Consider the following 24,643-nt stretch of genomic DNA (forward strand, 5'->3'; position numbering starts at 1 on the left):
TTCTGTTCTTGAAGGTTGTCTAAGGGCTGCAAGGACCATGACTAGACGGCTTCCGTCCGCCTGCCGCCGCGCTATACGCGCGACGCGGGATTTTGCGTGAGTTCTCCCAGCGTGTCACCTCGAGGTGGTCGTCCCCATGAGCTTAGGCAGCCTGAGGACACCGGACACTTTATTGCAACTCTCGGGCGCGCCCGGCGCCATTCCCGGTTTCGACTGACTCGTAATTGCGCAGCATCATTTCCGCGACACTGAAGGTGTGGCGCCCTTCCCGCGAAGTCAGGCGCGCGTCGACGTCGGGATAGATAAAGAAGGGAAGCGAAATTCGGTCGGTCAGACCATTGTGCGCGACCTGATGCGGCGTACTCTTGAAGCGGTCGTCGCTCAAAGCCTGAAGCATATCGCCCAAATTGACTACGAGACTGTCGGGCAGGCTCGGCACCGGCATCCAGCGCCCGCGCAACCACACCTGCAACGACCGGGTGGGGAGTTCCTCCTGCAGCAGCAGCGTGAAAAAGCCACCATCGGTGTGCTTAGCGCACGTGCCGCCGCGAGCTGGATACCGGATTACGCGTTGCTCGAGCGTCGGCGGGCTGAAATACCGTTGGAACCAGCCCTGTTCCAAACCGATCACGTCGGCAAGCGCGGTTCCGAGCTGCGGGACGACCTCGCGGAGCACGGTAGCCTGCAAGGCAAGCAGGCTTCGCGCGAAACCAGGAGCCAAAGCCTCATCCGGAAACAGTGTGCTCCCCGCAAACGGACGCCGATCGCCTTCGTTGTCGATTCCGAGATCGAACACTTCCTTTGGATCGCGGCCGGCCTCAGGATGCAGGATTTCGCCGTACAGCGGACTGTATCCACGTGCGATAGTGGGGCGCACGTTTTGTGCGGCGTGACCGAAGCGTTCCTTTGTAGCCAGTGGCAACGCGAAGAACCGCCGGGACCCGTCGATGGCATCCGCGATCTGTTCCTTCGGGATTCCGTGCTCGATAAGGTAGAAGAACCCGTACACCTCGCATGCATTGCGCAAGCGCTGTTGCTCTTGATGTCGCGTCGCATCGGCAGACAGTTTCGCCAATGAGATTTGCGGTAGCGTGGTCATAGTCATCCTCCGTCTGTATCGGCGCCCCCTGCTGGGCTCCTGGAAAATCTCGCAACTCAGTTTCTGCCTAAGTAAAATAAAACAATGAGGCCCCTGATCCAGTTAACTCGTGGGATCAATACCACGTTATTGGGGGACCACTCAAGAACTTATATGTTAAAAATATAATACAAATTCGTTCTGATGTTTTAAACAACATCAATATTATAGGTGATTTCGCCTACTTTGACCTCATGGGTGGCGCTAAGTTCTTTCCTGGTATGCGAAGCTTATTGCCGTCATGGACTTCTGTTTCAAGAGCAAACCAGACAGGAACTGACGTTTGAGTTTTCCCGCCGTAAGACAGACTGGCAATTGCTCGCGAGGTATTCGGCCTCTCCTCTGCGGGGCGACCAGGAATCAGGCCAGCTTTCACTCAATCGGAGCGACCTTTCGAGAAATCTTTCAAAAACTGAGAATCTAAGATTGTTTCATTATTATATTGAGCCGTCTTTAAAGTGTGTCGATGGTGCCTTCCACCCAAGCCGTCAGCCGCGGATAGCGAGGTCAAGTCACGCGGGGAGATCGGTCTTGGCACGGCGAGATCGATAGTGCTTTCGACGGGAGGTGGCGCGCCATGATGCATGAGAATATTCCGGCCCAATCTCTACCGTGCTGACTTACCAGGGCAGACGCTTTACGCACGCGACGGGGCCGGAGGCGAGGGATCCAAGGCGTTCATCTCAGTGGGATGGTCAATGGCTTTTCAACCGGTCAAAGCTATGACGCCGCAGTCGTCGCGCTTCGCAAGAAAGAATTCGTGCGACGATCCCATGTTTCTTTCCCTGCTTCGGAGGCCGGCACCTTGCAAGCAACGATGTCCTCGTTGGAACTCACGCCACGAGTGATCTTCTTTCTACATCAATTAGGATGGACTCTAATTGCAGATAGAGGAAATAGCCCGTGGCAAGTCCCCCGTGACGAAGGATGTTCACGCTTTAACTGCCGGCTAAATCCGGTCGGTCGCTGCGACATTCCTATTTCAGGTCCACCAGAGAACAAGATCAGGCCGGGCAAATCCGAAAAAGCAATTCAGCACCAGGCGACGCTTTCCGTCGCCTGATTGACCGGTAACCCCGTGAACGAAGCCGCCATCGATTAGGGCGATATCCCCGGCCTTGAGCTGGAACTCGCGGCACGGGACGGCCTCAAGATAGGCTGCCGAATAGGGATATCCAGTGGTCTCCACACCCTGCGACTTTCGGTCCGCAACTGTCGGCTTATGGCTCCAGAGCCTCAGATTGCCCCCGTTCTCGGGCATGCTGGGATAGAGGTTGAGCGCTGCGACCGTATTGTGCGCCACCGCAGAAAGCTCGTAATCATCGCCAGCACGTAAGACTTGAGCGACATCGTCGTGGGGATCCAAGGAAAACGTGCCACTGCCTGACCAACTGAGAGCGCGACAAACATTGGCCTGGCCGTGTTCGGAACGGGCCAGCCGCAATTCGATGCCCTGGTTGTGAAGCTCTCGCTTCAACGCCCCGAATACTGCTCGAACCGGGTCAACCAAATTCTTAAAAAGGGCATCGACGTACGGCCGCGCGTTTTCGGCGTCTGCGAAATATGTGGCTGCATCCTTCTTGTAGTGAGATGCGCCGACATATTGTCCGGGCACACCATCTTTACGCTCTCTGAGACCGGAGCTTCCAATAAAGTTCGTAGTGATCTCCTCGGCTACTTCGGTGCTGAAAGCTTGCTTGATGTGCAGAGCGGTGAGCTCACCTTTCAGGACCGAGATGACCTCCGCCGTGTTGATCGACCCGGTCCGTTCTTTGATCGAAACCGGCGAGATGGCTGGCACTTGAGATATCTGACTAGGCATTGTCTTGCTCCTGTAATGCGTGTTCAAGGATGGTGATGCCACGATCGAGTTCGGCATCGGTGATGGTTATCGGCGGGAGGACTTTGATAACGTCGCGATTTGGCCCCGAGGATTCGATAAGAAGGCCATTTTCGAATGCGACATCGTGCACGCGGCCGACAACTGCCGGTGAACGGCATTTCAGGCCGGCCATCAGACCGCGGCCGCGCTTCTGTTCGATGTACCTTGGAAATTTCGCAACCAGGCGATCGAGGTGCGTTTGCAGCCTGACGGCTGTCCGCTCGACACCTGCAGTAAATTTCCTATCCGACCACATCTTGCACATGGCTCCTGCCGTCACGAAGGCGAAATTGTTTCCTCTGAAGGTCCCGCTATGTTCTCCGGGCTTCCATATGTCCAAGTCGGGTCGAATCAGAACGATGGACAACGGACTACCTGAACCGCTTAGGGACTTAGAAAGACACACAATATCCGGTTCGATTTTTGCAGACTCGAATGAGAAGAAGTCGCCAGTTCGGCCCGCACCCGCCTGAATATCGTCGACGATAAAAACAATGCCGTGAGTACGGCAAATGCGCTGAATTTCCGTGAGCCAAGCCGCGGACGCGGCGTTCATGCCGCCTTCTGCCTGGATGGTCTCCAGTATAATTGCGGCAGGCTTTTCTATGCCGCTCCCCGGGTCGCTCAAAACGTGGTCGATGTAACTGGCGGAATCGAAAGCTTGGCTCGGATAGCCGTCATAGGGAACACGGATCACATCGTGGCGAGCAACGCCGCCCAGTTCCCTGGTTGAGGCCGAGCCCGACACCGCCAGAGAGCCGAGCGACATGCCATGGAACGCATTCGTAAAGGCCATGACGCTCGAGCGGCCGGTGTATTTTCGCGCCAGCGCCAGCGCCGCTTCGTTGGCGTTCGTGCCGGTCGGCCCGGGAAACTGAATCTTGTACGAAAGACCTCTGGGTTTCAGGATCCAATCGACGAACCCTTCAATGAAGTCACGCTTTGCCGCCGTATGCATATCAAGTGACAGAAGAATGTTCTCACCGACGAGATATTCAATCGCCGGCGCCATGATATCCGGATTGTTGTGCCCGTAATTGAGCGCCCCGGACCCAACTAGGAAGTCGATATATGCGTTACCGGACTCGTCCCAGATGGTGGCCCCAAGTGCCCTCGCAAAGACCGCGGGGAACGACCGGCCATAGCGACGAACGTTGGACTCATGGGCCGTGAAAGGGTCGGTGTTCATATTGAGTCCTCTGCACATAGGTCGTTCAAAGAAGAGAGCTGTTTAATGGCTAGTGGTTTGCGGTAGATGTTCGTCATCTAACATTGAGAGCAGAATGCCGGAGGAAGCTTTGGTTGGTCTGGTGATGCCGGGATCCTCATCGAATATTGTTGGGTTGCGTTGCCCTCCATTCGGATGCCTTCGGAGAATGTGCTGCAACAGGATGGTTTCTAAAGCTTCCGCGAAAGCACCGCTACTATGGCATCAGGTAGTTGACGTACCCACCCATCGCTACCCATAGCGCCTCCGGACAATGAATGGGTCCAAGGACGATTAGCAGGGTCGCGTCGCCAGAGGTTGTGTAGCTCGGCGGTAGCGAAGCCGCTCGCGAGCGCGCTCCTCAATAGCGCCGTAGCGAGCGAGCGGCTTTGCGGCGGCCATCAATATTCGCCGTTCAACCTCGGGCTGCGGACACCAACCTGATTCAAGAAACTATTTGATGACCGATGACAGAGCGAAAGCCGCGCTCTCTTGGAGAAGACTGCGGATTCCGATCTCTTGCGCGAGATGATTGGCCCGAGCCGCCGGGTCAAGAGGGCGGGCCGCCGTGGGCGCCCTTGACGGAAAGCCCGTTTGTAGGCCAGGCGGAAGCAACCGAGAGACGCGCTGGCGAAGGGCCGAATCGGTTTCGAGAACGTCCACTACCGCGACGGCAACCATCCCCGGCCGCAGCTGGGGCTGCTGCCTTCAGGCGAGTCGAAAAGGAGATAGTCTGGGAGGGTAAAGGCGTTGACGAGGTGGGCCGTGAGTAAGCAATCAAGCGCTGATCGGGATCGACAACGCTGTTTCCGTCCGACCGAGGTTGACCTGTGATCGGCGTTACCTCAAGGCAGGCAGGCCGACAAGCTCGGTTGGAAGCCGAAGACCACTTTCGATGAACTCGTCTCGGAATGGTCGAGGCCCACTGCCGCGCCTACGGGATCATGCTCGCGTAACGTGAAAACACGATCGCCTCGCCGGCAGGTGCATGTGCCGTGGGGCCATCCGGATTGCCAGGTACGCCCTCTCGGCCGGCATCCACTCAGGTCCGGTCGTTTGGGTCGGCGAATTCACACATTCTGCAAAGCAGAAAACCATCCGCTCCATTCATGCGGTCGACGATTTCGCGAAAAACTGGCTTTTCAAACAGAGCGGAGTAACCCTCATATAGAAGGTTGCCCAATACGTGACGCCGTTCAAAATCCATGGAGCACAGGGTAACGTCGCTGTTTGGAAGAAGAACATTCCGATACTGTCGTTCGTCCACGCAGGTTAGGGCTCCGACCACTGGCTGGCGTGGTGCAACGATCTTAGGGTCGACGCTTCCACCCCTACTGCTCATGGGCCGCGCTTTTATCAGTGCTTCGGTAGGAATAATGTCGGCTATATCTGGGTGGGGCTCGCCCAAAGCCACGAACCGGATCAAGGGGATATCCGCGTCGACGAGTTGACGAACCAGATCGCGATACTTGTCTCCGACCAGGCGGCTGTTCATGTAGGTGCCATCATCGAAAACATGAACCACGAATACGCCCAAGCGCAAGGCTTGCAATCGTTGCAGGTCCTGCCCGTTCATTCCCACCAGCGTCGTAAAAATCCTGATGCCATGGCCTTTGGCGAAGGCGTGCTCCACCATTTCGGTGCAGTCCGGATTGAGCCAAGGTTCGGAGTATCCCGCAAAACCAATGTCGACGGAAGCCGGTACGCGGGCTAGACACCGCTTGAAATCTTCAAGACCCAGATGACTCGCATGAGACACTTTTCTTTGCCGGACCGCGAACTTGTCCTGGGGACAATATGAACATCCTACGACACATCCCGTGGTCGTCGTTATCTCCAAAACCCTGCCGGCTGTGTTTGCTAAGCGAAGTTCCGGCAAAATCACTGGTGACGACTCCCATCTACTTACGTCGAAGCGCCACGATGGTGTGCCTTTGGCTTTCTGGCACCGCCTGCTGATCTACTGAGGCAACGCGGCCATCTACCCTTTTGGCAGCCTAAGCCGCCCGGTTCGCCGATTTGCCGGGCCGACTCCTCACAAACTTCGAGCGCGTCGGACCAGAGACAGCATTGCATCTTTCGAGGCATCACTCGCTCCGGAGATGTAGCCTCAACCGGTGATCGCTGGCCCATCGCCGAGATGCGCGCACAGCACCCTCGAACCCGCCGGAAAGAAGCTTTCTGGATGAGATCGATCACCCCTTTCATCGAGCGAGTTCCGTGTTCTCATGCGGGTCAACCCTCACCCTATATTGCCGCACCTCGACCAGCAAAGGCCGTGCCAGTGCGCCTGGCGCGCAGTTACTGCGTGATGGGCTTCGAAAAGCCCGACAGGCCCAAGACGCTCCGCTGTTTTGAACCCGACATGTTTTCTGACGGCTGTCAGATTTGGACACACATCACTCATGCGTCAGTCGCTTAAGACGGAATGGCGTGCTGAGTTCTGCAAATTCGCTGAGAGTGGGCGGTCATGACAGGGTGGTGTTCAACGTCACCGATTCCCTGGAAGGAACGCCGCCATGATCAAGACAGAAAGTAAGACCGCCAGCGCTGCCGTCAAAGACATTCTGCTTTGGAACCCGGATAGATTGAACGAGGTGATCCGCGCGGTCATGCAGGAGGTGCTCGAGGCCGAGATGGACGATGCGCTGGATGCTTCGAAGAGCGAGCGCACGCCGGAGCGTCTCGGCTATCACTCGCGCTACTACGGGCGGAGAACTAGCTGCGCAACCTACTGCCGTTCGATAATCCCAAGTTCCAAAGCTTTTACAACAGCTACCGTTCTGCTGGTCGCATCCAACTTCCGCATTACATTTTTTAAATGGAAATCTATCGTATTTCGTGATCTGCCTAAAATAGTTCCTATTTCCCATGACGATTTTCCTTTCGACACCCAATAAATGCACTCTATTTCTCTCGCAGAGAGCTTATAAATTTGCTCCGGTTCAGTCGGAGTGCCGAGCTTCAAAACCCTCAGATGAAACCGTAGCGCGGCCATTTGCAGGTAGGTGATCGCTCTATTTTGCAATTCGCAGTCCGAGGATTGAGCAAAACTCATAAACCTAAAGCTGTCAGCAGGGCCATGTAATGGGACGGTAACGCCTGACCTCAAGCCGAATGTTGCTGCTTCGTCCAAGACGCGGCGTCCATCTTCAGTTATGCTTTCATCGGTATACACCTCGCTCCATCGAAAGGCCCCTGCCTCCTTTCGACCTTTCTTGATGAGTGGGTCTATTTTGGCATAGCCCATTCTCGAGTAGCGCTCCTGCCATTCAGCAGGATAATTCCACATCACCACAGAATCCTGTCGGTTCGGCTTGAAAACCCTCTGTTTTGATGCGAGCGGGCCATAGGCAATCCACGGGCAATCGAACTTCAGCGCAAACGCGGACAACAGTTCGAACAACTGTTCGGATTGAGCGATATCATCAGTCATGTCGAGGAATAGACCTAACTCGAGCTCAATCCGCGGGAGTTCCACGATCTCTCCTTCAGTTGCTTTCTCATTGGTGCACAGCTCCAGCCCAGCATCGCAACATGCGTAGTGCGCGGGAATCGACAGCCGGAGTTTCTTCCGCCACCTAAAGACGTACCCTCAAGAGTCGTGCCACCTTGCGAGCGGAGCTTTCTTCAGGTTGTAAACCGACTGGAGCAAGGTACCGAGGAGGCGAACCGAACAGCACTGTGTCAGGGAGCGCACAATCCGACAGTCGAGCATTCGATTGACGGAACATGGGCAGGAAAGTATTCGCGGCGCGTTTTTGAAATCAGCACCTAAGCCCCGAGCACGTGAGAAAGCTGCGTTGCAATTGTACTTATTTGATCGAGGCAACGTGTTGCACCACGTGATTACCGGCACACGCTCCGCTTATTGGGTAGAGAAAGAACAAGTTCAACATTCAATCGATACATCGGCCATTCTTTTCCAATCTTCCCCGAGTTGGGGAGGCCATAGCAATCGTATTCGACTGGATCGCGGCTGACTTTCTCCAGGCTCGGTAACCTGCTGAATTTGTCCTTCGGCTGTTCCCGCTCAGTTGGCACGGCTTTTGAACTCACCGTCGTGAGGCGGCAGGAGCTGCCCGCCAAAATTGATGCTGTTGTGGGGGAGGTCGAAAATTCCAGTTTTGTCATTTAACTTCTTTGGGACCGAGCGTGTTGATGCGCCCGCTTGGAAACCATGAAACGTTTCCCCGTCCATGGGCGCGGCGCCACTTGTCGCGACGTTTTCGCCTTCACTGTTCGCCTCTGGAACAGGCAGCCGGCCCGGCTCGCGATCATCATGACCGCGATGCTCGCCTCCACGCTGGCTGACGTGTTGATGCCGCTCTATTCTGGCCGACTCATCGACGCTGTTTCTCGTGCTGCTAATGCGGCAGCACCAGCTTCGGCAGCTGCTGCAGCATTCTGTATACCGATTGCATTGGCACTCGGTGCCATTGCCATGCGCCACGTCGCCTTCATTGGCCTGAACGACCTGGTGTTGAAAATGATTTCCGATGTCGCGACCGAAGCGTTCCATCATGTGCAGCGCTTTTCGACAGACTGGCATGCAAACAGCTTCGCCGGCTCGACAGTGCGCAAGATAACGCGCGGCATGTGGGCGCTCGACCTCCTCAACAGCACGATACTCGTCACGCTGCTCCCGTCGTTTGTCATCTTGATCGGCTCGACGGTGCTGCTCGGCTGGCACTGGCCGGTCATGGGCGTGATCTTTGCTTGCGGCTCTCTCGTCTACCTTGCGTTTTCGATTTCGCTGTCGCTCGGCTATGTCGCGCCAGCGGCGAGCCTTGCCAACAGCTGGGACACAAGGCTCGGAGGCGCGCTTGCGGATGCGGTCAGTTGCAACGCTGTGGTCAAAGGCTTCGGCGCCGAGGATCGCGAAGACGAGCGCCTGGCAAACATCATAACCAAATGGCGGCACCGCACGCGCCGGACTTGGGTGCGCGGAACGATCATCGGCTCAACCCAAGGCGTCACCTTGGTTGCGCTCAGGGTGGCGGTGATCGGATATGCCTTGCTTCTATGGTCTCGCGGACAGGCAACGCCAGGCGAGATAGCATATGTTCTCACGTCCTTCATCGTCCTGAAGGGCTATCTGCGTGATGCCGGCATACATGTCCACAACGTGCAGCGCTCGGTTAATGATATGGAAGAACTGGTGGCCATCCAAAATCAGCAGTTGGATGTTGCGGATCGTCCAGAGGCCAAGCCGATCCGGATCACGACGGGCCGCATCGATTTCCAGAACGTCCACTTCCGCTACGCCAACCATCCCCTGCCCCTCTATAGCGAATGTTCGCTGTCGATTGAGGCTGGCGAAAGGGTTGGGTTGGTTGGGCCCTCCGGTTCCGGCAAGACAACATTCGTGAAGCTCATCCAGAGACTCTACGACCTGAGCGGCGGCCGGATCCTGATAGACGGTCAGGACGTCTCCGAGGTGACCCAAGAGTCCCTTCGTTCGCAGATCGCGATCGTGCAGCAGGAGCCAATCCTGTTTCACAGGTCGCTTGCCGATAACATCGCCTATGGCCGGCCTGGCGCGAGCCAGGCCGAGATCGAGCAAGCGGCACGGCTGGCCAGTGCTCACGAATTCATCGCGCCTCTGCCGAAGGGCTATCGGACCTTGGTCGGCGAAAGGGGTTTAAAGCTCTCAGGCGGCGAACGCCAGCGGGTGGCGATCGCGCGCGCCTTCCTGGCAAACGCGCCGATCCTCATCCTGGACGAGGCGACGTCAAGCCTCGATTCCGAATCCGAGGTGCTCATTCAAGAAGCGATGGATCGGCTGATGGTGGGTCGGACCACGCTTGTCACCGCACACCGGCTGTCGACGGTCCGCGCGCTCGATCGTCTGCTCGTCTTCGACCGCGGCCGCATTGTCGAGGACGGCGATCATGCGGCGCTGGTCGGTATCGATGGTGGCATTTACCGCCGCCTATATGAACGGCAGGCATTGGAACTAGCGAAAGGCCTTGCCTGATCGCCAACCGGGTTGCGCGATGCGCCGAGCTGTTGCCGAAGAGGCGTGTGGCAGTGAGGCCTTACCGACGAGCGGGGGGCGTTACGGCCGGCAAAACCACTACGGCCGGAACTGTCCGCCGAGCGGGCGGGCGGGAATGCACCACGTCTAAGTTTCGGCGAATGCGCGCAGTTACACGCCGGCACCGAATTGTCGCGCCTCACGGCGAACGCACCAAAAGGGCGGGAATGTCGACGGTCATTTGGGTCCGGGAAGTGTGCGGCCCTCGCCGTTACCCACATTTCGCCAAAGGAAGCGAAGTCAACGCACATTGAAGAGGGCGGTGCTTCCCCGGCGGCTGGGAGCCCTGTCGCTGGCCCAACCTGCCGCACGCCGGCCACGTCAACGCATCAAACTCCCTTCGGTTCGCAAAGTCGTCCCTGGGAGACCCGGAAGCGCAGGAGCTCCGACCGCAGTCTTCGCTCAACTCTCGCCATCTGCTCCGGGGGGATTGGATTCCGTTCCCTTGCTAACAGAGTGGCAGCTGAGCACGAACTCGCCGGCCTCGTGTCTTTCGATTACGGCCAACGGCATAGGAAGAGATTGGATTCGCCGGCCCTCTGCGGACCGAATGAACAGTTCTACAGATCATCGACGTCCGCGAAATTGACCTCGGCCTTTCCGGCCCAGCGCTGAACGGTGTTATGCACGTCCGGTACGGCAGGACGGCGGAATCGTAGTCTGCCGAATGTCAGCCGTTGCGAAAGGTGTAGCCGTACCCGTTGATCGCCGGGGCGCCACCGAGATGTGCGTAGAGGACCCTCGATCCCTGTGGAAAGAAGCCCCTCTGGACGAGATCGATCATCCCTTGCATCGATTTGCCCTCGTAAACGGGATCGGTAATCATGCCCTCGAGCCGCGCGCACTGACGGATTGCCTCTTTGGTTTCCTCCGATGGAACGCCATAACGCGGGTACGCGTAGTCCTCGAGCAATACCACGTCTTCCTCCACAAGTTCCGTCCCGAGATCGACGAGCATCGCTGTATGTTGGGCTATGCCAAGCACCTGCGCCTTGGTCTTGGCGGGGGTGGCAGAGGCATCGATACCGATCACGTTGCGCTGTCGACCGTCCTTGGCGAACCCGACGAGCATGCCGCCGTGGGTTGAACCAGTCACCGTACAGACGACGATATAGTCGAAGGCAAACCCAAGCTGCTTTTCCTGGGCGCGCACCTCCTCAGCGAACCCCACATAGCCCAGGCCGCCGTATTTGTGGACAGAGGCGCCGGCCGGTATCGCATAGGGCCTGCCGCCCCTTGCCTTGACCTCATAAAGTGCCTTTTCCCAGCTGCGGCGGATGCCGATGTCAAAGCCCTCGTCAACCAGGCGCACCTCTGCCCCCATGATGCGGCTCAAGAGGATATTGCCGACCCGGTCGTAGACGGCATCATCATGTGGGACCCAGCTCTCCTGGACCAGGAGGCATTTCATGCCGATCTTGGCGGCGACCGCAGCGACCATGCGCGTATGGTTGGACTGCACGCCACCGATTGTGACGAGCGTATCGGCATCTGACGCGATCGCGTCGGGCACAATGTATTCGAGCTTGCGCAGCTTGTTTCCGCCGAACGCGAGACCGGAGTTGCAATCCTCGCGTTTGGCGTAGATTTCCACCTTGTCGCCCAGATGCTTGCCGAGGCGGTCGAGCCTCTCGATCGGCGTGGGCCCAAAGGTGAGCGGATAACGTTCGAATTTTTCCAGCATGCTCTCTCCAGCAAAAAAGTACCTGAACCGGCTACGCACCGGTCAGCCCAAGGGTGTGTGTGATCAAAGCCACCCGTCTTTCGAAGCGGGTGCAGAAAACGTTCATCGTTATTGCAGCACCGAGTTTGTCATTGCGACAAGCAGACCGCATCCGGCGTGCTGCGATGACTCTTATGTGCCTAATCGACCCAACACCCGCATCTCCCGGCCTAAGGACAAACCGAATGTGGTCGCGTCTTAGCCGAACACAGATTCCCTATACGATCAACTCAGTCATCAGAGGGTGACCAAAATTGGTGTGGGTCTGAGCACTGATCCTGTCATCCGCGCATCAAAGCAGCAGCACATGCTGGGCATTCGACCATAAGCCGGGACACAGCTGAAAATTTCATTCCGCAGCTGATCAGAGTCAGGCGACTGATACTGAGCTTCCCTGGAACCATTGACATGCTGGCCCATGTGGCGAGTTCCACGAGCGCGGCTAGACCGCCAGATCAGAAAGAGCACGGTGTCGAGATAGCCGGCCTGAAGCAGCAGCGAACAGGCCAGCGTCGTGACGACTGCCACATGGGTCCAATGCGAAGCGAAGTAAACCATCGACGCATTGCTGCACAGGACCAGCCCCACGAGCCGACAAAAGGATGTGAAGTGCAACGCCGTTCTCCTGGTTTTTCGGCCTGATCATGCTGCGAGCTCGTCGGCCGCAACATGGGTCTGGCAGTTCTTGGGGCAGACGCGGGCGCAGGCTCCGCAGCCGATGCAGCGGCCGGCATTGTCGACAACCATGATCATGCGATTGAGCTCGCCATCGAAATCCTCGTCCTCGTCATCGCAGGGGCCGAGGATTTCACCCGCGTCATCGACGCCGTGAAGATGCATGACATCGCGCGAGCAAACCTTGAAACAACGGCCGCAGCCGATGCAGGTCTTGCTATCGATGAAGGTCAGGTACGACGGCATCCAGATGGAGCCGTCACGGGTGGTGAATGTGCGCATCATCCTAAATTCTTCATTGAAGCGAGTTCTCTCTTGGCAACATCCAACTCGGCATAAACGGCGTGGGTTTTCTCAGCGACATCCTGTATGTCGGCCCACTTGCCCGGCAGACCCTCGACAAGGTCCTGCAATGCCATCTTGGCAATAGCTGCACGCAACTGGAGCTTTCGGACTTTCTTCCTCATCTTATCTAGGTCTGACATAGATCCTTCCTGGAACAATGGTTTTCTTGATGCGCGCCATCTCGGGCTAGGCTTCAATGGCTGCAGTCGCATCGTCGACCAGTTTCGTACCGGCCTCAGCCAGTTTGCGGAAAGTCTCGAAGCCGAACCGGTGGACGTCTCGATAGAACGACCAACCGCCGAAACCCCCCAGGGGTTTCATTCCAATTATTGGCGACGTCGACACGCCGGAGCGCTCCTCAATCGCAAGCGCCACGGCGGTGTAAAACATGTCGAGCCTCCACAGCGCGTCCGAATCAGGATGGCCGATGAGAGGGGTCGCACATTGCTGTTCCTTGGTGATGATGAATTCGGCCAGCAGCTCGGCGTCCGAATTGCCTTCCCATAAGCCGAAGGAATCCTGAGTACGGATCAGCCGCAGAAGGCATTTGACGAACGGGCGAGCAAGGGCTTCTTCGTCCTTGTTGACAGCAGGGCCAACCGGTGCATGAGGCATTTCGTTGTTCCTCATTTCAGTCTTCGTCTTCGAGGGACGGTTTCCTTTTCCTGCGATGCCCACTCCGGGCCCACTTGCGTGGCCGACGAATGGCTTGGGCGGGTCAACCCCAACCAAGAGTGCCCCGTGGCCGACCTCGACATGTCCACGAGTGCGAGACCTACGGCGCGAATTCGCGGCGCACATCGTCTGCGCCGCGATCCGACCGGTGGTCAACGCAATTGAAATCCAACCTGCCGCAAGCCGCCCGCCCTTGCTGCATCGACATACTTGCTGCGAAGCGAGCCTCGATGGGCGGATTGGCCAGTGTTCAATTCCAATTGTCATCCCCTTCGCGAACTTTGCTCAGGAAGTGACTGCGTTTTGAGTTTCGAAAGCCTTATTTTGCGGAGCCACACAGATATCTGCGTGACAGGCGGGCTCACCCGTGTAGTTGGCCAGGGCTTGAAGCAACGGGGTGAGGTAGTGCTGTTTGGTGTGGTCCGGCATTGGCTCCGGGTGGTCCAGCGATTTGATTGCTACCTCGATCAGCTCGATCGCGCGATCCTTGTTGCCGCTCTCGTAATAATACTGAGCGACCGGGATGTACCAACGGAACTTAAGGGGCCCGTCGCCTTGCGGAGGATTAAGTTCCAGGATCTGTTCTGAGAGCTCGTTGCCCATCGCAAAGCGATCATCATGCGGAAGATGGGAGTTGTCGATCGTGGGATCGAAGAGTTGGTTCAGCGCCATGACCATCCAAGACATCGCTTCGAACTTTTTGTCGATCGCGTCCTCGACCAATTGGCGCATAAGCGGCAAGCCGGTTTTGATGTCGCGCAGCTTGTGAAGCACAAGATCCGCATGAATCTGCCGAAAATGATAAGATTCTGGCATCACGGCGAGGCCTTCTTCGATGGCCAATAGTGCCGCGTTCCAATCCTTGTCCTGCATCGCCGGCCTAAGTTTGGCGTATATCGGCCGGGTAAGCGACATTTCGCGCGCTGCAAGTTGGTTATGCGCGATGCGCTTTGCATCGGCGGCTTTCGCTTCATAGCTGCTGCGCCAGCTGCCGTTAAGGACTTTCGGCAAAACGTCATCGAGTTCCGCCGGGTGGCCAATAAAAGCGATGTGGCCGTCGCGGTCGACCACGAACGAGGTGGGAATCCCAATCGAAGAGCTGGGATCCATCCAGAGCTTGTTCATTTCGCCAATGTAATCGAACCCGATACGATAATTCAGATTCGGGAACTTCTCGGTCAGCCAGGCATCCACGTTGGTCCGCGCCTCGTCCGCGGTTGCAGCCTGTTCGCAAGCTGCGACTCCGATAATCTCAAATCCGCTGTCTTTATATTTCTCCTGCAGTTCAATCAAATGGGGCATGGCGTCGACACATGGTCCGCACCAAGTCGCCCAAAATTCAACGAGGTAGACCTTGCCGGGCTTAAAGTTCGTGACGCGCTCGCCACGCAGCCAGTTCTCCACTTTGATCGGAGGAGCCGGGGACCCCATACGCGGTTCCATGATGTTCTTATCCAAAGCTACCCACACCTTTCGTGGCTTTTATGCGTAGTTGGTTTCTCTGTCAGAATCGCAACACACGGATCAGGAAGCCATCGCTCGTCTTGCGCGTTTGCATGCGATTCAGCCCTCTCACAGTGTTGCCGCCCATCAAGCAGCAATGGGCGTGCCAACCCCTCTCAGCTCCGGTAAGCGGCGGGGAATGCTTTGAAAATTCTCCACGAGCCCAAACACGGCCGATAGTCGTGAACCTGACATGTCTTCTGCCGCTGTCGGGTTTCGCCCTCTTGAGCCAGCCGCTTTAGGACAGGTGAGAGCTTGGACGGCTCGCCTGTGATTAGACTGGCCTCGGCGTCCTCGAGCAGTGGCACTTTGGCGCCGGGTCGAAAGTGCGGGGCGGCTTGGTCCTCGTGCCGCCACCGCCGCGTGTGGATCCTTGCCTCGTGGACATAAATCACCACGCGGCTGCCAAGTCGGCGGCATTGGGCTCAATCAGCGCGGCGTTGAGCCCCGACAGCACGTAATGCTGCACCAATGTATCGGATGCCCTTCGCTGCCTCCACTTCTGCAGCCAGGCGTCGAGCGACGCTACCTGCCCACGTTCGAGCGCGACTGCAGTAATCTGCGCCGCAGGATAGCCAGCCGCCATTAGAAGGTACGATTGGGTCGGATAGGCATTCTGCCAGCAAATGAGGTCCGCTGTATTTCCTCGCGATGGATCACAGGCGTTCTCGGGTGATCGGGCACTATGCAAGGCGCGTCACGCTGACTAGCGCCTCGAACCACACCGGTAAAGACGGCGAGGGTAACAGGACGGATATCGCAAGATCCCTTGAAATGTCTCGTTCCCCCGGCGGAGCGCGTCCAGCTCACCTTGCGGGCGTACCAGCGCCGAATGGGTACGCACGACGTCAACCTGCCTTTGGGCCCAGAGCCTCCTTGCCCTAGCCGCATGGCCCGGCTGGTCGAGAATTTCTGGTCGTCGAGCAGTAGAACTCTTTCACATGATGGCGAATGCGCGGCGTCCAGTGGGAGAACACCTCGGCATAAAGAGCGTTACTTCCCGGGCCGACGGTGGTGAAGCATAGCGCCCCGGTCGGAGCTATTTGCCTGAGGGGCGGAGGTCCTCTTGCGCAAAAGAACGAGACGTCCTCCCAATCCGCAAGCGGTCCTGTTCGGCGCTATCCGATGTCCGACAACGTCGGAGGCGTAACGTAGCTGAGCAAGATCTATCGCTTTGCCTCGAACGATTCTCATTTGGCATGGCGCGTGCGCGTTGATCCGCAAACCCCGCCATGAGGCGAAATCGGAGCTGGCCGCCACTCCACTTCCTCCTACCACGAGAGCAGACGGGAAGCAGCGCCTTCAAATGAGGAACAAAATCACTTTACCTCGAATCTTGCCTCTCGACCACAACCGGACCCATGGAACCGCGTCCGCGACCATACAATGAGTGCGCCCCGAGGCAATTGCCCAGCGCAAAATGGCTACGCGCGATCACGCCATGCATCCAGGCTAACGAAGGCACCTCGGAGAGCCTCGCCGCCATCATCGAGACCCATCTAAGCCCACTTGAGCCAGCACAAAGGAATTTCAAACATGCACCAAGATACCGTCCGTGGGAGAGCTTTCGCCATGCCCCTGACCAGCCCGGCCTACCCACCCGGCCCATATCGCTTCAGCAACCGGGAGTATCTGATCATCACATATCGCACCGATCCGCAAACTGCGCGACCTTGTGCCGGAGCCGCTTCAGGTGTGCGAGCCTCTGGTCAAATTCGAGTTCATTCGCATGCCGGACTCGACGGGCTTCGGCGACTACACGGAAAGCGGACAGGTCATCCCTGTCTCCTTCTGCGGCCGCATGGGGAGCTACACCCACTGCATGTTTCTCGACGACCATCCGCCGACAGCGGGCGGACGCGAGTTGTGGGGCTTTCCCAAGAAGCTCGCCAGCCCAACGCTCCGAACAGAGACGGACACGCTTGTTGGCACGCTGGACTACGGCCCGGTCCGCGTCGCGACGGGTACGATGGGCTACAAGCACCGGGCCGCGGACCTTGCGAGCGTTAAGGCCTCGCTCGCCGACCCGAACTTCCTCCTCAAAGTCATCCCGCATGTCGACGGCACGCCGCGCATCTGCGAACTCGTGGAATACCACCTGGAGGACATCGATCTGAGAGGCGCCTGGACCGGCCCGGCAGCCCTGAACCTCTGGTCGCATGCGCTTGCCCCCGTCGCCGAACTGCCGGTGCTGGAAGTAGTCTCGGCCGTACACCTCGTCGCCGATCTCACGCTCGCGCTCGGGAAGGTCGTCCACGACTATCTCGCGGAAGCCGAGCCTCGCCATCGGAAAGGAAGAAACCATGAACTTTCACAATGATATGTTATTGAACCAGCGCGACGGGGAGCCGGTGGCCGGCTTATCGACAAGGTGGCGGTGATCGCCGAAGCCGCGAGCGGGGTCGGCAAGGAAAGCGCGGTTCGCCCGCGAGGGAGCAAGAGTGGTCCGCGGATCTTGATCACAGCGAAGTCCAACAACGGCGTCCGGGATCGATCGATTGACGAAAAATGGTTGCCAGGGTGAGAGGCAGGTGGAACGCGGCTGATGCAGGCAATCGAAACCTTCGAGCGCCTCGATGTCCTGTCAGCAACGCCGGCGTCCAGAACGTAGCGCCGCTTGTCGAGTTCTGCCACAAGGCGCTTCCCGCCCGTGATAGGCTCCATCTCACGGGTGTCGGCGAACTCAATGTCACCAAAATCAGTGTAAGGCTCGGCCTGCTGTTCGGCGTCTGCCTCAGAGGCAGACGCTCGCCCCTGTCGCCGATATCGCCGTAAAGACTCGGCCGGCAGGGAGGTGGACTACGACCTACCTTGAACTTTGCTTTCTACCGTCGTCAGATGAAGCGAGCCGAAATGTTGCGCCGCGGTGCTGATGACAAAAATTCTCGGCGGCTCGAACTTTACCTCTCGCGCCTCTACGAGGAGGTTGCACGAAAAGCGCGGCCTTGCCCACTCGTCATCACAAGAGCGACACGGGCCGACATGGCGGCCGAAACGCTCACCTCATGCGCAACCTGGTTAAGAAGCTGGCGCAAACGGGGCCGAGCGAGGCGGAACTCGAGCGGACGAGGATGAAACGCCCAAATCCTCAAAGAGACGGCCCGCATCGAGAAAAGCCGTGCCTGCCGAGATCGGGCAAGGGCGGGTAGCCAACGCTACCCAGCCGTAGGGAAACCCGTGATCACGCTTTAGGCACCCAATAACGATAATGGAAAAATCTGCGCGAAACGGTCGCACCGGTATTGACATTAATTGACACACCCCGCGAACACTTGCATAAGTCACATAGCGGTAGTGACTAGGTGCATGCCGCACCCAATTTTTTCCCTAGGGCGAGGTCTGATCTATGGCGGCACTGGCAAAATTCAGACCAGTTGATTCCAGCCAACACGACAAGGACGAACTCCGCGAAATCGTCCGTGAGCGCTCTTTTCGATCCGGACGCTACACGCTCTCGTCGGGCATAGAGAGCGACATCTATTTCAATATGAAGCCTACCATGATGATGGCGCGAGGCGCGCAACTTGCCGCTCTTGAGTTCCTAAAAATCGCTGAGCAAGTGAAAGCAGAGTACGTCGGCGGCCTTGAAATGGGAGCGGTCCCCGTAATCGGATCGATGGCAGCTGTCAGCTCGGCGATGAACAAACCCATAAACACGATCTTCGTTCGCAAGACTCCAAAGCCTCATGGCACAAGGGACGTGATTGAAGGTCTTGGGCCCAAAGAAGATCTCGAGGGAAAAGTCGTCCTGATCGTTGACGACGTTGCCACAAGCGGCAAGTCGATATTGAAGGCGATTGAAGAGGTTCGCCGCGCCGGGGGCATTGTAGGTGACGCTGCTTGCCTCGTGGACCGCGACGAGGGAGCTACGGCGCTGCTAGCCCAACATGGGGTCACGCTGCATTCCGTTCTGCATGCGAGCGAATTTGTGGAACGCCACTGACAATCTCATACAACGGCTTTCCGGCGACCTAGCCTTAGAGGACATTCCGCCGCTTTGCAGCGAGTGCAGGCGCCTCGCGAGTAAGAGCGACTGCCCTTGCCCATCCTCACTGCTTTTGGTGCAACATATGCTGGCTGCCGTTCACCAGCCGCTTGACGCCATTGACCACCTTTCTGAGCAAGGCGCCATCAGACTGAAGGCTTTTACCGATTATCTGGCGACGGTCGTTCGAATAGCTTCAGAGCGCGGAGACGCGGCACCCTGGATCGATCTAGCCAGCCGGTTTAGCGCCCTTTTCGGTCCCGACGAGGTTGCCCATTAATCTAGTGCTTATCGCTTTCCATGAACTAGCAGCCTCGGCGGCATCGCGTCATGGATCGCCAGCGGCATGCCGGCCCATGATGCGAGCGTAAAAGCGCCGAGCAGCCGGTGCTGAATCTCGGACGTGACGACGCCGATTGGCGCGATGCGCGTTGGCACGGGCCCTCGTGCCCAAGCATGATGCGTTCCCATTCCGCGGCATCATGCTCGCGATCCCGTCTGTGCCGTGCTCAAGCAAGCGAGCCCGAGCGAACCGCCCTGGGTAGCGGATTTAGACAATCGTTGGTGGAGTTGGCTGGCGAATTGGCGAGTTCGGCCTTTGGTTGGAAGACCGGCTTGCGGCGGGCCAACCAAACGGGATTGGCGACACTGGAGTATGCCTTCACTGGGGTCGCGTCCTTACGCTGTAACGCGGCGGTCAGCGAAGCCGCGCGAGCGCCCCCTCGATAGCGCTGAGCGGGCGAGCGGCTTCGGGGCGGGCGCAGGGGCTGGGTAGACCGGGCCGGACTCACCTAACTCACCGGGTCCAGCCACGACATGCATCGCCAAAGGCAAGGACCCTCCCCGCTGAGCGCGGGCTCAGCCATGGCCGCTGAGGCTACCGCACTCTTTCGAGTGAACGTAAGGACTTAACGAGCGTAGGGGAAACGTCCGCAGAATATACGATGTGCCTCAGGGCCCGAGTGCTTATTCGGTCAAGATGATCTGGGCTAAGGCTCCCGCGTTCGCCGCAACGAAGGCGTACATCATTCCCTGGATGCCACCGCCAATGAACAATAGTAGACCAGTTATATCCCGCTGCCCATTTCTTCGGCTACGAGGTCGGGCCGGCGCTCGATCAACGTACGGCTGATGAAGCCCAGATGCTCGGGATTGGTGCATGGCGGGCGCCCCAGAAGGCTGTCCAGGATGCGGCGCGCTCGCCAGGCCAGCAGGCCAAAGTTCGGATCAGCCAGCCCGCGCTGTCCAAGGCAGGCGTTCTGAACGAAAAGGCGTCTGTCTCGCGGTCCGTCCCAGTACACCGAAAAATCCTCGCCGGTGGCGAGCTCATTGCCGATCTGCTCGAGGCGATCTGCGATCGGTTCCAGGAAGTCCGGCAGCGCGTTCTCGTACCCCGTGGCCAGGATGACGATGTCCGCGGTTACTTCTCCGATGTTATCCATGCCGCGCTGCAGCGTGAGCCTGTGCCCCGCCCCTGCGTTGATGCAGCGCGACACGTTGCAACTTGGCCGCAGTGTGATGTCGCATTGGTGTGGCTCGAGAAAGGCGTGGTGGTAGAGCGCCTGATAGACCGCGCGCAACGTGCTTTCTGAAATCCCGTCGGAGGCAAGCGCGAAACGCCGCAGGAACAGCTGGCGATGCACCTCGCTCATGGCCGCAAAACGATCCGAAAAGCAAGGCGTGAACAGCTCGTTTGTGAACGGGTGGTCGTCGAAAGGCATCTCGCGCGTCAAGACCCAAGTGATCGCCGCGGGCCGCCGTTCTTTCGGCCGGCCGACAAGGTGCAGCAGCAGCTCGGCTCCCGACTGTCCGCCGCCAACAACGCAGACATGCTTTTTTTGCACCTCAGGATTGATGTGGGCCAACTCAGATGAGTGGAACAGGTTGGGTCCAGTCCAGCCATGAAACTGAGGCGGAATTTGCGCCTGCTTGCCTATGTCGATGACGAGGTTTCTCGCATCAAGGACCGCGTTGTCCGTCCGCACGCGAAACTCGCCGTCAAAGCGGATTTCGCGAACGGCCTCGCCGCCACGGACAAGCGGATTCTTCTGGAACGCCCAGTTGAGATATTGAGCGAACTCGGCTCTGAGCACCCCGTGAAATTGCGCATTGAGGAAATGGTAAAGACGCCCGTTCTCGTGGAGGTAGTTTACGAATGTGTAGGCTGATCGCGGATTGACCAGAGTAACCAGATCCTGGAAGTGGCCGACCTGGAGCTCCGCGCAATCGAAAGCGCTGCCTGGATGTCCGCGGAAATCAACCTGCCGATCCAGGAACAGTGCCCCTTGCGCAATCTCTTCCTGTATCTGACACGCAAGGCTCAAATTAGACGGCCCAGCACCGATACCAATGCAAAAGAGGTCCACTTATCCTTGCTCCTCTAGGAGTGTTTTCCAACTCAGCGGCATGTGCGCGGCGACCGCCAGGCATTGAGCATTGCGAACCTCACAGGCATCCTTGAGCCGCGGTCCCGACTGAGAGGAAGGCAAAAGGCCTGCGCGGCCTTCCAGATCTTGGGCTCAATGGGCGACATCGACAGCGGGCACCGCATCATCCGAACCCAAGAGCGGAAGGAAAGCGTGTGATGCTGTCGCGCAGCTCTCCGGATTTTACGGCGGCTCCTAGCGGCTGCCTCCACCCCAGGATTGGCTGTTTCCCGGTTACGACGGAAGCGGCTCTTTCTTCGAGGGGCGTAACCATGGATAACGGCTCGTAATGCGTTCGTAGACTCCCATGCATGCAGCGTGCCGGATAAAGAAAACGTCAAACCAACGAGTTCGCGTAATTCCAGCTCGTCTGGAACCCGACATTGTCGCACGCCCGACGATCGGGCAGAGGAAGCTCCGCGGCAGCGGCCCTTGCACACCGCAGGCCTGACAGGGGGCAGCCGCCGATTTGACCCGCGTCCGGGTACTGATCAGGGGCCAACAGGGTTCGCGCCCCGAGGTGGGGGTCCCCTGGTACACCCGCCCTGTGGCTTGGCTGCGGTCTGCTGCAGCCGTTCGTCTTTACTGCCCGTTACAGACGATCTCGCACGAGTTGGATGCACGAGAGCGTCCTGAAGCAGTCGAGGCGTCCGGTTTGGCTCTGAAAAGCGTCGCAAGATGTTCGCGGATCCAGCCATGTCTCCGCAATCCGACCGGTAACCGACGACGACTTCGGACTGGTTGGCGGTCCTACGACCTGATCGGTGTTGCTACGGAACTGATCAGCGAGCCAAAAACAGCGGCAATGTGGTCTTCTCAAAGCTCCAGCTCGGCGGACCGCCGAAAATCCGCTCACGCAGCCCACGGCTGCCATAAGCACCCATGACTATCATGTCGGCGCAGGTGTCGGCCGCGTGCTGCGTCAGCACTGTGGCCGCCGATTTACCGGCGCTCTTAAGCAGGTCAACCGAGACCCGAGCACCGTGCCGAGTAAGATAGGCAGCGATGTCTGCTCCAGACTGCGCACCTTTCCCGTTGTTTTGCGCCTTCGGATCGACCATAGCGACACAAACTTCCTCAGCAGCGGATAGGAGACTAAGAGCTTCCCGAACCGCACGCGAGGCCTCTACGCGCGAATCCCAGCCGACCAGCACGCGTCGAGGCGACAGGGTCGCCTTAGCGCCCTTCGGCACGATGAGCACCGGCTTTCCGCTATCGAACAAGCAGCCGTTGACAACAGGAGGTCCGAGAGTCTCATCGTTGAGGAGGTCCGCTCCAACGATCGTCAGGTCAGCGCAGAGCGCCCGCTGTCGCGCCACTTCACCGAGGCTAGCCGGATCGCAATAGTCGGTGTCAACGTCACAGGAAAGCGACATAGCTTTCAGCCGTTTGAGGATATCCGCGGACCGTCTTTCCATTCTGGTCACGTCCTGTGAAAATTTCTCGATTTGCTGAAATCGATAGTTCGGTACTGCAATTGCCTGTGCACGTCCTGTATTCCATTCGGGGGGCGGAGACGACATCAAGAGCAATGGAGGCGGTATAATGAGTACCGATAGGTGCGCGCCGACCTCGGCACACAGTCCGGCAGCTGTTGTGAGGTCCTCATCAGAATGATCAGCACCCGTCACACTGAATATGCTTTTAAATTCCATTTGCCTGCTTCTCCTGGTCTTCGTTAGGAGCGTCTCAAAGCGGCAACACCGCTCTCAGGAGGAAGAGAGAGCGGCACCACATTCGACCACCGATTTCAGTCGTCCGGCTTCTCGAGCGAGTAGCCGGCCGACCTGACGGTGCGAATGACGCTGCCGGGCAAGGCCGTTTTCAGCGCCCTCCTGATTCGGCTGATATGGACATCGACGGTGCGTGCACCGACATGAATGTTGGGCAGCCAGGCCGCCCCGATAAGCTCGTCCCGGCTGAAGACCTTGCCGGGGGCCTCAATCATAAGCCGCAGCACGTTGAAATCGATCCGTCCGAGATGGATGTCGTGGCCATTACCGCGAACCCGATGGGCATCGAGCTTCATCTCCAGGCCTCCACAACAAATCCAACTGTCGTTTTCAACCCCGTTCGGACCACGCTTGGTCAGCCCGAGCCTCGCCCGCAGGCAGTCGAGCAGCTTGGCCGGAGCCACCGGCCGCACAAAGCTCTCAACGCCTGCCTTCAAGAGATCGAGGTGCTGGTGCTCGGCGCCAGGCGCGATCAGGGCGATGATGGGCAGGTCGGTGGTGCGCGGTTCCCGCTTGAGGTGGGCGCAAATTGCGGACCCGTTTATGCTGGCTGGGTCGCAATCCAGCACTACGGCCTGAAGCTCCCGTTGTTCGGCCAAGGCCAGCGCAGCCTTCGCGCCGTCTGCCGTCTCACTGCTGAAACCGTCCACCTCCAGTATGTGGCTGTAGAGCAGATAGAACTCGGCATCTTGCGAGCAGATCAGGACCAGCGGCTTCTTCATCGGCGATACCCCAACAACCTGGTCGGCCTCGAGCCCCTGGATCGAGGGGACTGGCCAACATAGTTTCTCGGGTCCGTCATGATGGCCTTTCTCGAAAATCGCGCCCATCATGCCAGCGCCACGTGGGGAAAGGTTTCGATGACTGAAATCGCATCGTCGACCAGCTTCGTACCGGCCGTGGCGAGCTTCAGGAGCGTCTCGAAGCCAAACCGGTGGACATCGCGCAGCGTTTTGGACAAAACGACCAGCCGTCCGGTCGTGAAAAGCACCCGACCAAAACCCTCATGGCTCACCTGGATCATCGGCGATGCCATAAGGCCGCAGCGCTCCTCGATCGCAAGCCCGATGGCGGCGTAGTACTTGTCGAGCCTCCACAGCACGTCGGGATCGGGATCTCCGATGATTGGGATCCCTCGGCGCTGTTCCTTGGTAATGATGAAGTCGCCCAGCAGCTCAGCGTCCGCTTTGCGTTCCCACGAGCCATAGGAATCCTGAGAACGGATCAGCCGCACGAGGCATTTGACGAACGGGGTGCAAAGAGCCGCCTCGTCTTCGGCGACAGCTGGGGGGATTGCGGGGTCAGGCATTG

The 24,643-nt window shown here is 58.2% G+C and carries 18 protein-coding genes and 3 pseudogenes; 4 read left to right on the forward strand and 17 right to left on the reverse strand.

Annotated elements, in window-relative coordinates:
• Positions 1 to 169: 169 nt before the first annotated feature.
• From EOA75_RS00655 to EOA75_RS00675, 5 genes and pseudogenes are all read right to left on the reverse strand, one after another.
• Entirely contained in the window at positions 170 to 1,099 is a 930-nt protein-coding gene (locus tag EOA75_RS00655; protein WP_127323356.1) for a 2-oxoglutarate and iron-dependent oxygenase domain-containing protein, read from the reverse strand.
• Positions 1,100 to 2,120: 1,021 nt separating this feature from the next.
• A complete protein-coding gene (locus EOA75_RS00660) occupies positions 2,121 to 2,960 on the reverse strand; it encodes a hypothetical protein (protein ID WP_127323357.1) in 840 nt (279 codons plus the stop codon).
• Positions 2,953 to 4,209: a diaminobutyrate--2-oxoglutarate transaminase gene (gene ectB, locus EOA75_RS00665; RefSeq protein ID WP_127323358.1), complete on the reverse strand. Its 1,257-nt coding sequence runs from the start codon at positions 4,207 to 4,209 to the stop codon at positions 2,953 to 2,955. The genes EOA75_RS00660 and ectB overlap by 8 nt, the downstream gene beginning before the upstream one ends.
• A gap of 1,060 nt (positions 4,210 to 5,269) precedes the next feature.
• Positions 5,270 to 5,986, reverse strand: coding sequence for an SPASM domain-containing protein (locus EOA75_RS00670; protein ID WP_240992583.1), 717 nt, complete (start codon positions 5,984 to 5,986; stop codon positions 5,270 to 5,272).
• A gap of 351 nt (positions 5,987 to 6,337) precedes the next feature.
• Positions 6,338 to 6,441: pseudogene (locus EOA75_RS00675) on the reverse strand (aminocyclopropane-1-carboxylate deaminase/D-cysteine desulfhydrase family protein); the annotation flags it as partial.
• Between the two features lie 305 nt (positions 6,442 to 6,746).
• Between EOA75_RS00675 and EOA75_RS00680 the strand changes: the two are divergent.
• Positions 6,747 to 6,941, forward strand: a pseudogene (locus EOA75_RS00680) (transposase); the annotation flags it as partial.
• Between the two features lie 17 nt (positions 6,942 to 6,958).
• Here EOA75_RS00680 and EOA75_RS00685 read toward each other — a convergent pair.
• Positions 6,959 to 7,708, reverse strand: a complete 750-nt coding sequence (locus tag EOA75_RS00685; protein WP_127323359.1) for a LuxR family transcriptional regulator — start codon at positions 7,706 to 7,708, stop codon at positions 6,959 to 6,961.
• A 699-nt stretch (positions 7,709 to 8,407) separates the two neighbouring features.
• Between EOA75_RS00685 and EOA75_RS00690 the strand changes: the two genes are divergently transcribed.
• Positions 8,408 to 10,207, forward strand: a complete 1,800-nt coding sequence (locus EOA75_RS00690; RefSeq protein WP_127323373.1) for an ABC transporter ATP-binding protein — start codon at positions 8,408 to 8,410, stop codon at positions 10,205 to 10,207.
• 730 nt (positions 10,208 to 10,937) lie between these two features.
• Here the strand turns inward: EOA75_RS00690 and EOA75_RS00695 are convergent.
• The 7 genes from EOA75_RS00695 to EOA75_RS00725 all read right to left on the reverse strand — a co-directional run bounded on the left by EOA75_RS00695 (position 10,938) and on the right by EOA75_RS00725 (position 15,774).
• Positions 10,938 to 11,951, reverse strand: coding sequence for a 1-aminocyclopropane-1-carboxylate deaminase (locus tag EOA75_RS00695; RefSeq protein WP_127323360.1), 1,014 nt, complete (start codon positions 11,949 to 11,951; stop codon positions 10,938 to 10,940).
• Between the two features lie 276 nt (positions 11,952 to 12,227).
• On the reverse strand, positions 12,228 to 12,548 hold the full coding sequence (locus EOA75_RS35520) for an exopolysaccharide production repressor protein (protein ID WP_127323374.1): 321 nt from the start codon (positions 12,546 to 12,548) through the stop codon (positions 12,228 to 12,230).
• An 84-nt stretch (positions 12,549 to 12,632) separates the two neighbouring features.
• Positions 12,633 to 12,950 carry a ferredoxin III, nif-specific gene (gene fdxB, locus EOA75_RS00705; protein ID WP_127323361.1) on the reverse strand — a complete coding sequence of 106 codons (318 nt, stop codon included), beginning with the start codon at positions 12,948 to 12,950 and terminating at the stop codon, positions 12,633 to 12,635.
• Positions 12,947 to 13,150, reverse strand: a complete 204-nt coding sequence (locus EOA75_RS00710) for a CCE_0567 family metalloprotein (protein WP_127323362.1) — start codon at positions 13,148 to 13,150, stop codon at positions 12,947 to 12,949. Before EOA75_RS00710 ends, fdxB begins: the two co-directional genes overlap by 4 nt.
• A 46-nt stretch (positions 13,151 to 13,196) precedes the next feature.
• Positions 13,197 to 13,640: a DUF269 domain-containing protein gene (locus tag EOA75_RS00715; RefSeq protein WP_245466523.1), complete on the reverse strand. Its 444-nt coding sequence runs from the start codon at positions 13,638 to 13,640 to the stop codon at positions 13,197 to 13,199.
• Between the two features lie 330 nt (positions 13,641 to 13,970).
• On the reverse strand, positions 13,971 to 15,128 hold the full coding sequence (locus tag EOA75_RS00720) for a TlpA disulfide reductase family protein (protein ID WP_127323363.1): 1,158 nt from the start codon (positions 15,126 to 15,128) through the stop codon (positions 13,971 to 13,973).
• Between the two features lie 451 nt (positions 15,129 to 15,579).
• Positions 15,580 to 15,774: a hypothetical protein gene (locus EOA75_RS00725; RefSeq protein ID WP_127241403.1), complete on the reverse strand. Its 195-nt coding sequence runs from the start codon at positions 15,772 to 15,774 to the stop codon at positions 15,580 to 15,582.
• Between the two features lie 950 nt (positions 15,775 to 16,724).
• Here EOA75_RS00725 and EOA75_RS00730 point away from each other — a divergent pair.
• Both EOA75_RS00730 and pyrE read left to right on the forward strand, forming a co-directional pair.
• A pseudogene (locus EOA75_RS00730) lies at positions 16,725 to 17,508 on the forward strand (acetoacetate decarboxylase).
• A 1,026-nt stretch (positions 17,509 to 18,534) separates the two neighbouring features.
• Entirely contained in the window at positions 18,535 to 19,131 is a 597-nt protein-coding gene (gene pyrE, locus EOA75_RS00735) for an orotate phosphoribosyltransferase (RefSeq protein ID WP_029356507.1), read from the forward strand.
• Positions 19,132 to 20,240: 1,109 nt separating this feature from the next.
• On the opposite strand, the gene EOA75_RS00745 is transcribed toward pyrE, so the two are convergent.
• From EOA75_RS00745 to EOA75_RS00760, 4 genes are all read right to left on the reverse strand, one after another.
• The gene (locus EOA75_RS00745; RefSeq protein ID WP_127323364.1) at positions 20,241 to 21,539 is read right to left on the reverse strand and encodes a SidA/IucD/PvdA family monooxygenase; all 1,299 of its coding nucleotides are present in this window, start codon (positions 21,537 to 21,539) and stop codon (positions 20,241 to 20,243) included.
• Positions 21,540 to 22,381: 842 nt separating this feature from the next.
• On the reverse strand, positions 22,382 to 23,254 hold the full coding sequence (locus EOA75_RS00750; RefSeq protein WP_127323365.1) for a universal stress protein: 873 nt from the start codon (positions 23,252 to 23,254) through the stop codon (positions 22,382 to 22,384).
• Between the two features lie 95 nt (positions 23,255 to 23,349).
• Positions 23,350 to 24,165, reverse strand: a complete 816-nt coding sequence (locus tag EOA75_RS00755) for a response regulator transcription factor (RefSeq protein WP_063169370.1) — start codon at positions 24,163 to 24,165, stop codon at positions 23,350 to 23,352.
• Entirely contained in the window at positions 24,162 to 24,641 is a 480-nt protein-coding gene (locus tag EOA75_RS00760) for a NifX-associated nitrogen fixation protein (RefSeq protein WP_024505267.1), read from the reverse strand. Before EOA75_RS00760 ends, EOA75_RS00755 begins: the two co-directional genes overlap by 4 nt.
• Between the last annotated feature and the right edge of the window lie 2 nt (positions 24,642 to 24,643).

Source organism: Mesorhizobium sp. M1A.F.Ca.IN.022.07.1.1, from assembly GCF_003997575.1.
Taxonomy (GTDB): domain Bacteria; phylum Pseudomonadota; class Alphaproteobacteria; order Rhizobiales; family Rhizobiaceae; genus Mesorhizobium.

Bases quoted from the DNA above. Each gene is read 5' to 3' on its own strand.
- EOA75_RS00750 (WP_127323365.1), bottom strand. From the start codon at position 23,254: ATGGAATTTAAAAGCATATTCAGTGTGACGGGTGCTGATCATTCTGAT.
- EOA75_RS00755 (WP_063169370.1), bottom strand. From the start codon at position 24,165: ATGATGGGCGCGATTTTCGAGAAAGGCCATCATGACGGACCCGAGAAA.
- EOA75_RS00725 (WP_127241403.1), bottom strand. From the start codon at position 15,774: ATGGCGGCTGGCTATCCTGCGGCGCAGATTACTGCAGTCGCGCTCGAA.
- fdxB (WP_127323361.1), bottom strand. From the start codon at position 12,950: ATGATGCGCACATTCACCACCCGTGACGGCTCCATCTGGATGCCGTCG.
- EOA75_RS00720 (WP_127323363.1), bottom strand. From the start codon at position 15,128: ATGGAACCGCGTATGGGGTCCCCGGCTCCTCCGATCAAAGTGGAGAAC.
- EOA75_RS00690 (WP_127323373.1), top strand. From the start codon at position 8,408: ATGAAACGTTTCCCCGTCCATGGGCGCGGCGCCACTTGTCGCGACGTT.
- ectB (WP_127323358.1), bottom strand. From the start codon at position 4,209: ATGAACACCGACCCTTTCACGGCCCATGAGTCCAACGTTCGTCGCTAT.
- EOA75_RS00710 (WP_127323362.1), bottom strand. From the start codon at position 13,150: ATGTCAGACCTAGATAAGATGAGGAAGAAAGTCCGAAAGCTCCAGTTG.
- EOA75_RS00655 (WP_127323356.1), bottom strand. From the start codon at position 1,099: ATGACCACGCTACCGCAAATCTCATTGGCGAAACTGTCTGCCGATGCG.
- EOA75_RS00715 (WP_245466523.1), bottom strand. From the start codon at position 13,640: ATGAGGAACAACGAAATGCCTCATGCACCGGTTGGCCCTGCTGTCAAC.
- EOA75_RS00695 (WP_127323360.1), bottom strand. From the start codon at position 11,951: ATGCTGGAAAAATTCGAACGTTATCCGCTCACCTTTGGGCCCACGCCG.
- EOA75_RS00660 (WP_127323357.1), bottom strand. From the start codon at position 2,960: ATGCCTAGTCAGATATCTCAAGTGCCAGCCATCTCGCCGGTTTCGATC.
- EOA75_RS35520 (WP_127323374.1), bottom strand. From the start codon at position 12,548: ATGGTTTACTTCGCTTCGCATTGGACCCATGTGGCAGTCGTCACGACG.
- pyrE (WP_029356507.1), top strand. From the start codon at position 18,535: ATGGCGGCACTGGCAAAATTCAGACCAGTTGATTCCAGCCAACACGAC.
- EOA75_RS00760 (WP_024505267.1), bottom strand. From the start codon at position 24,641: ATGCCTGACCCCGCAATCCCCCCAGCTGTCGCCGAAGACGAGGCGGCT.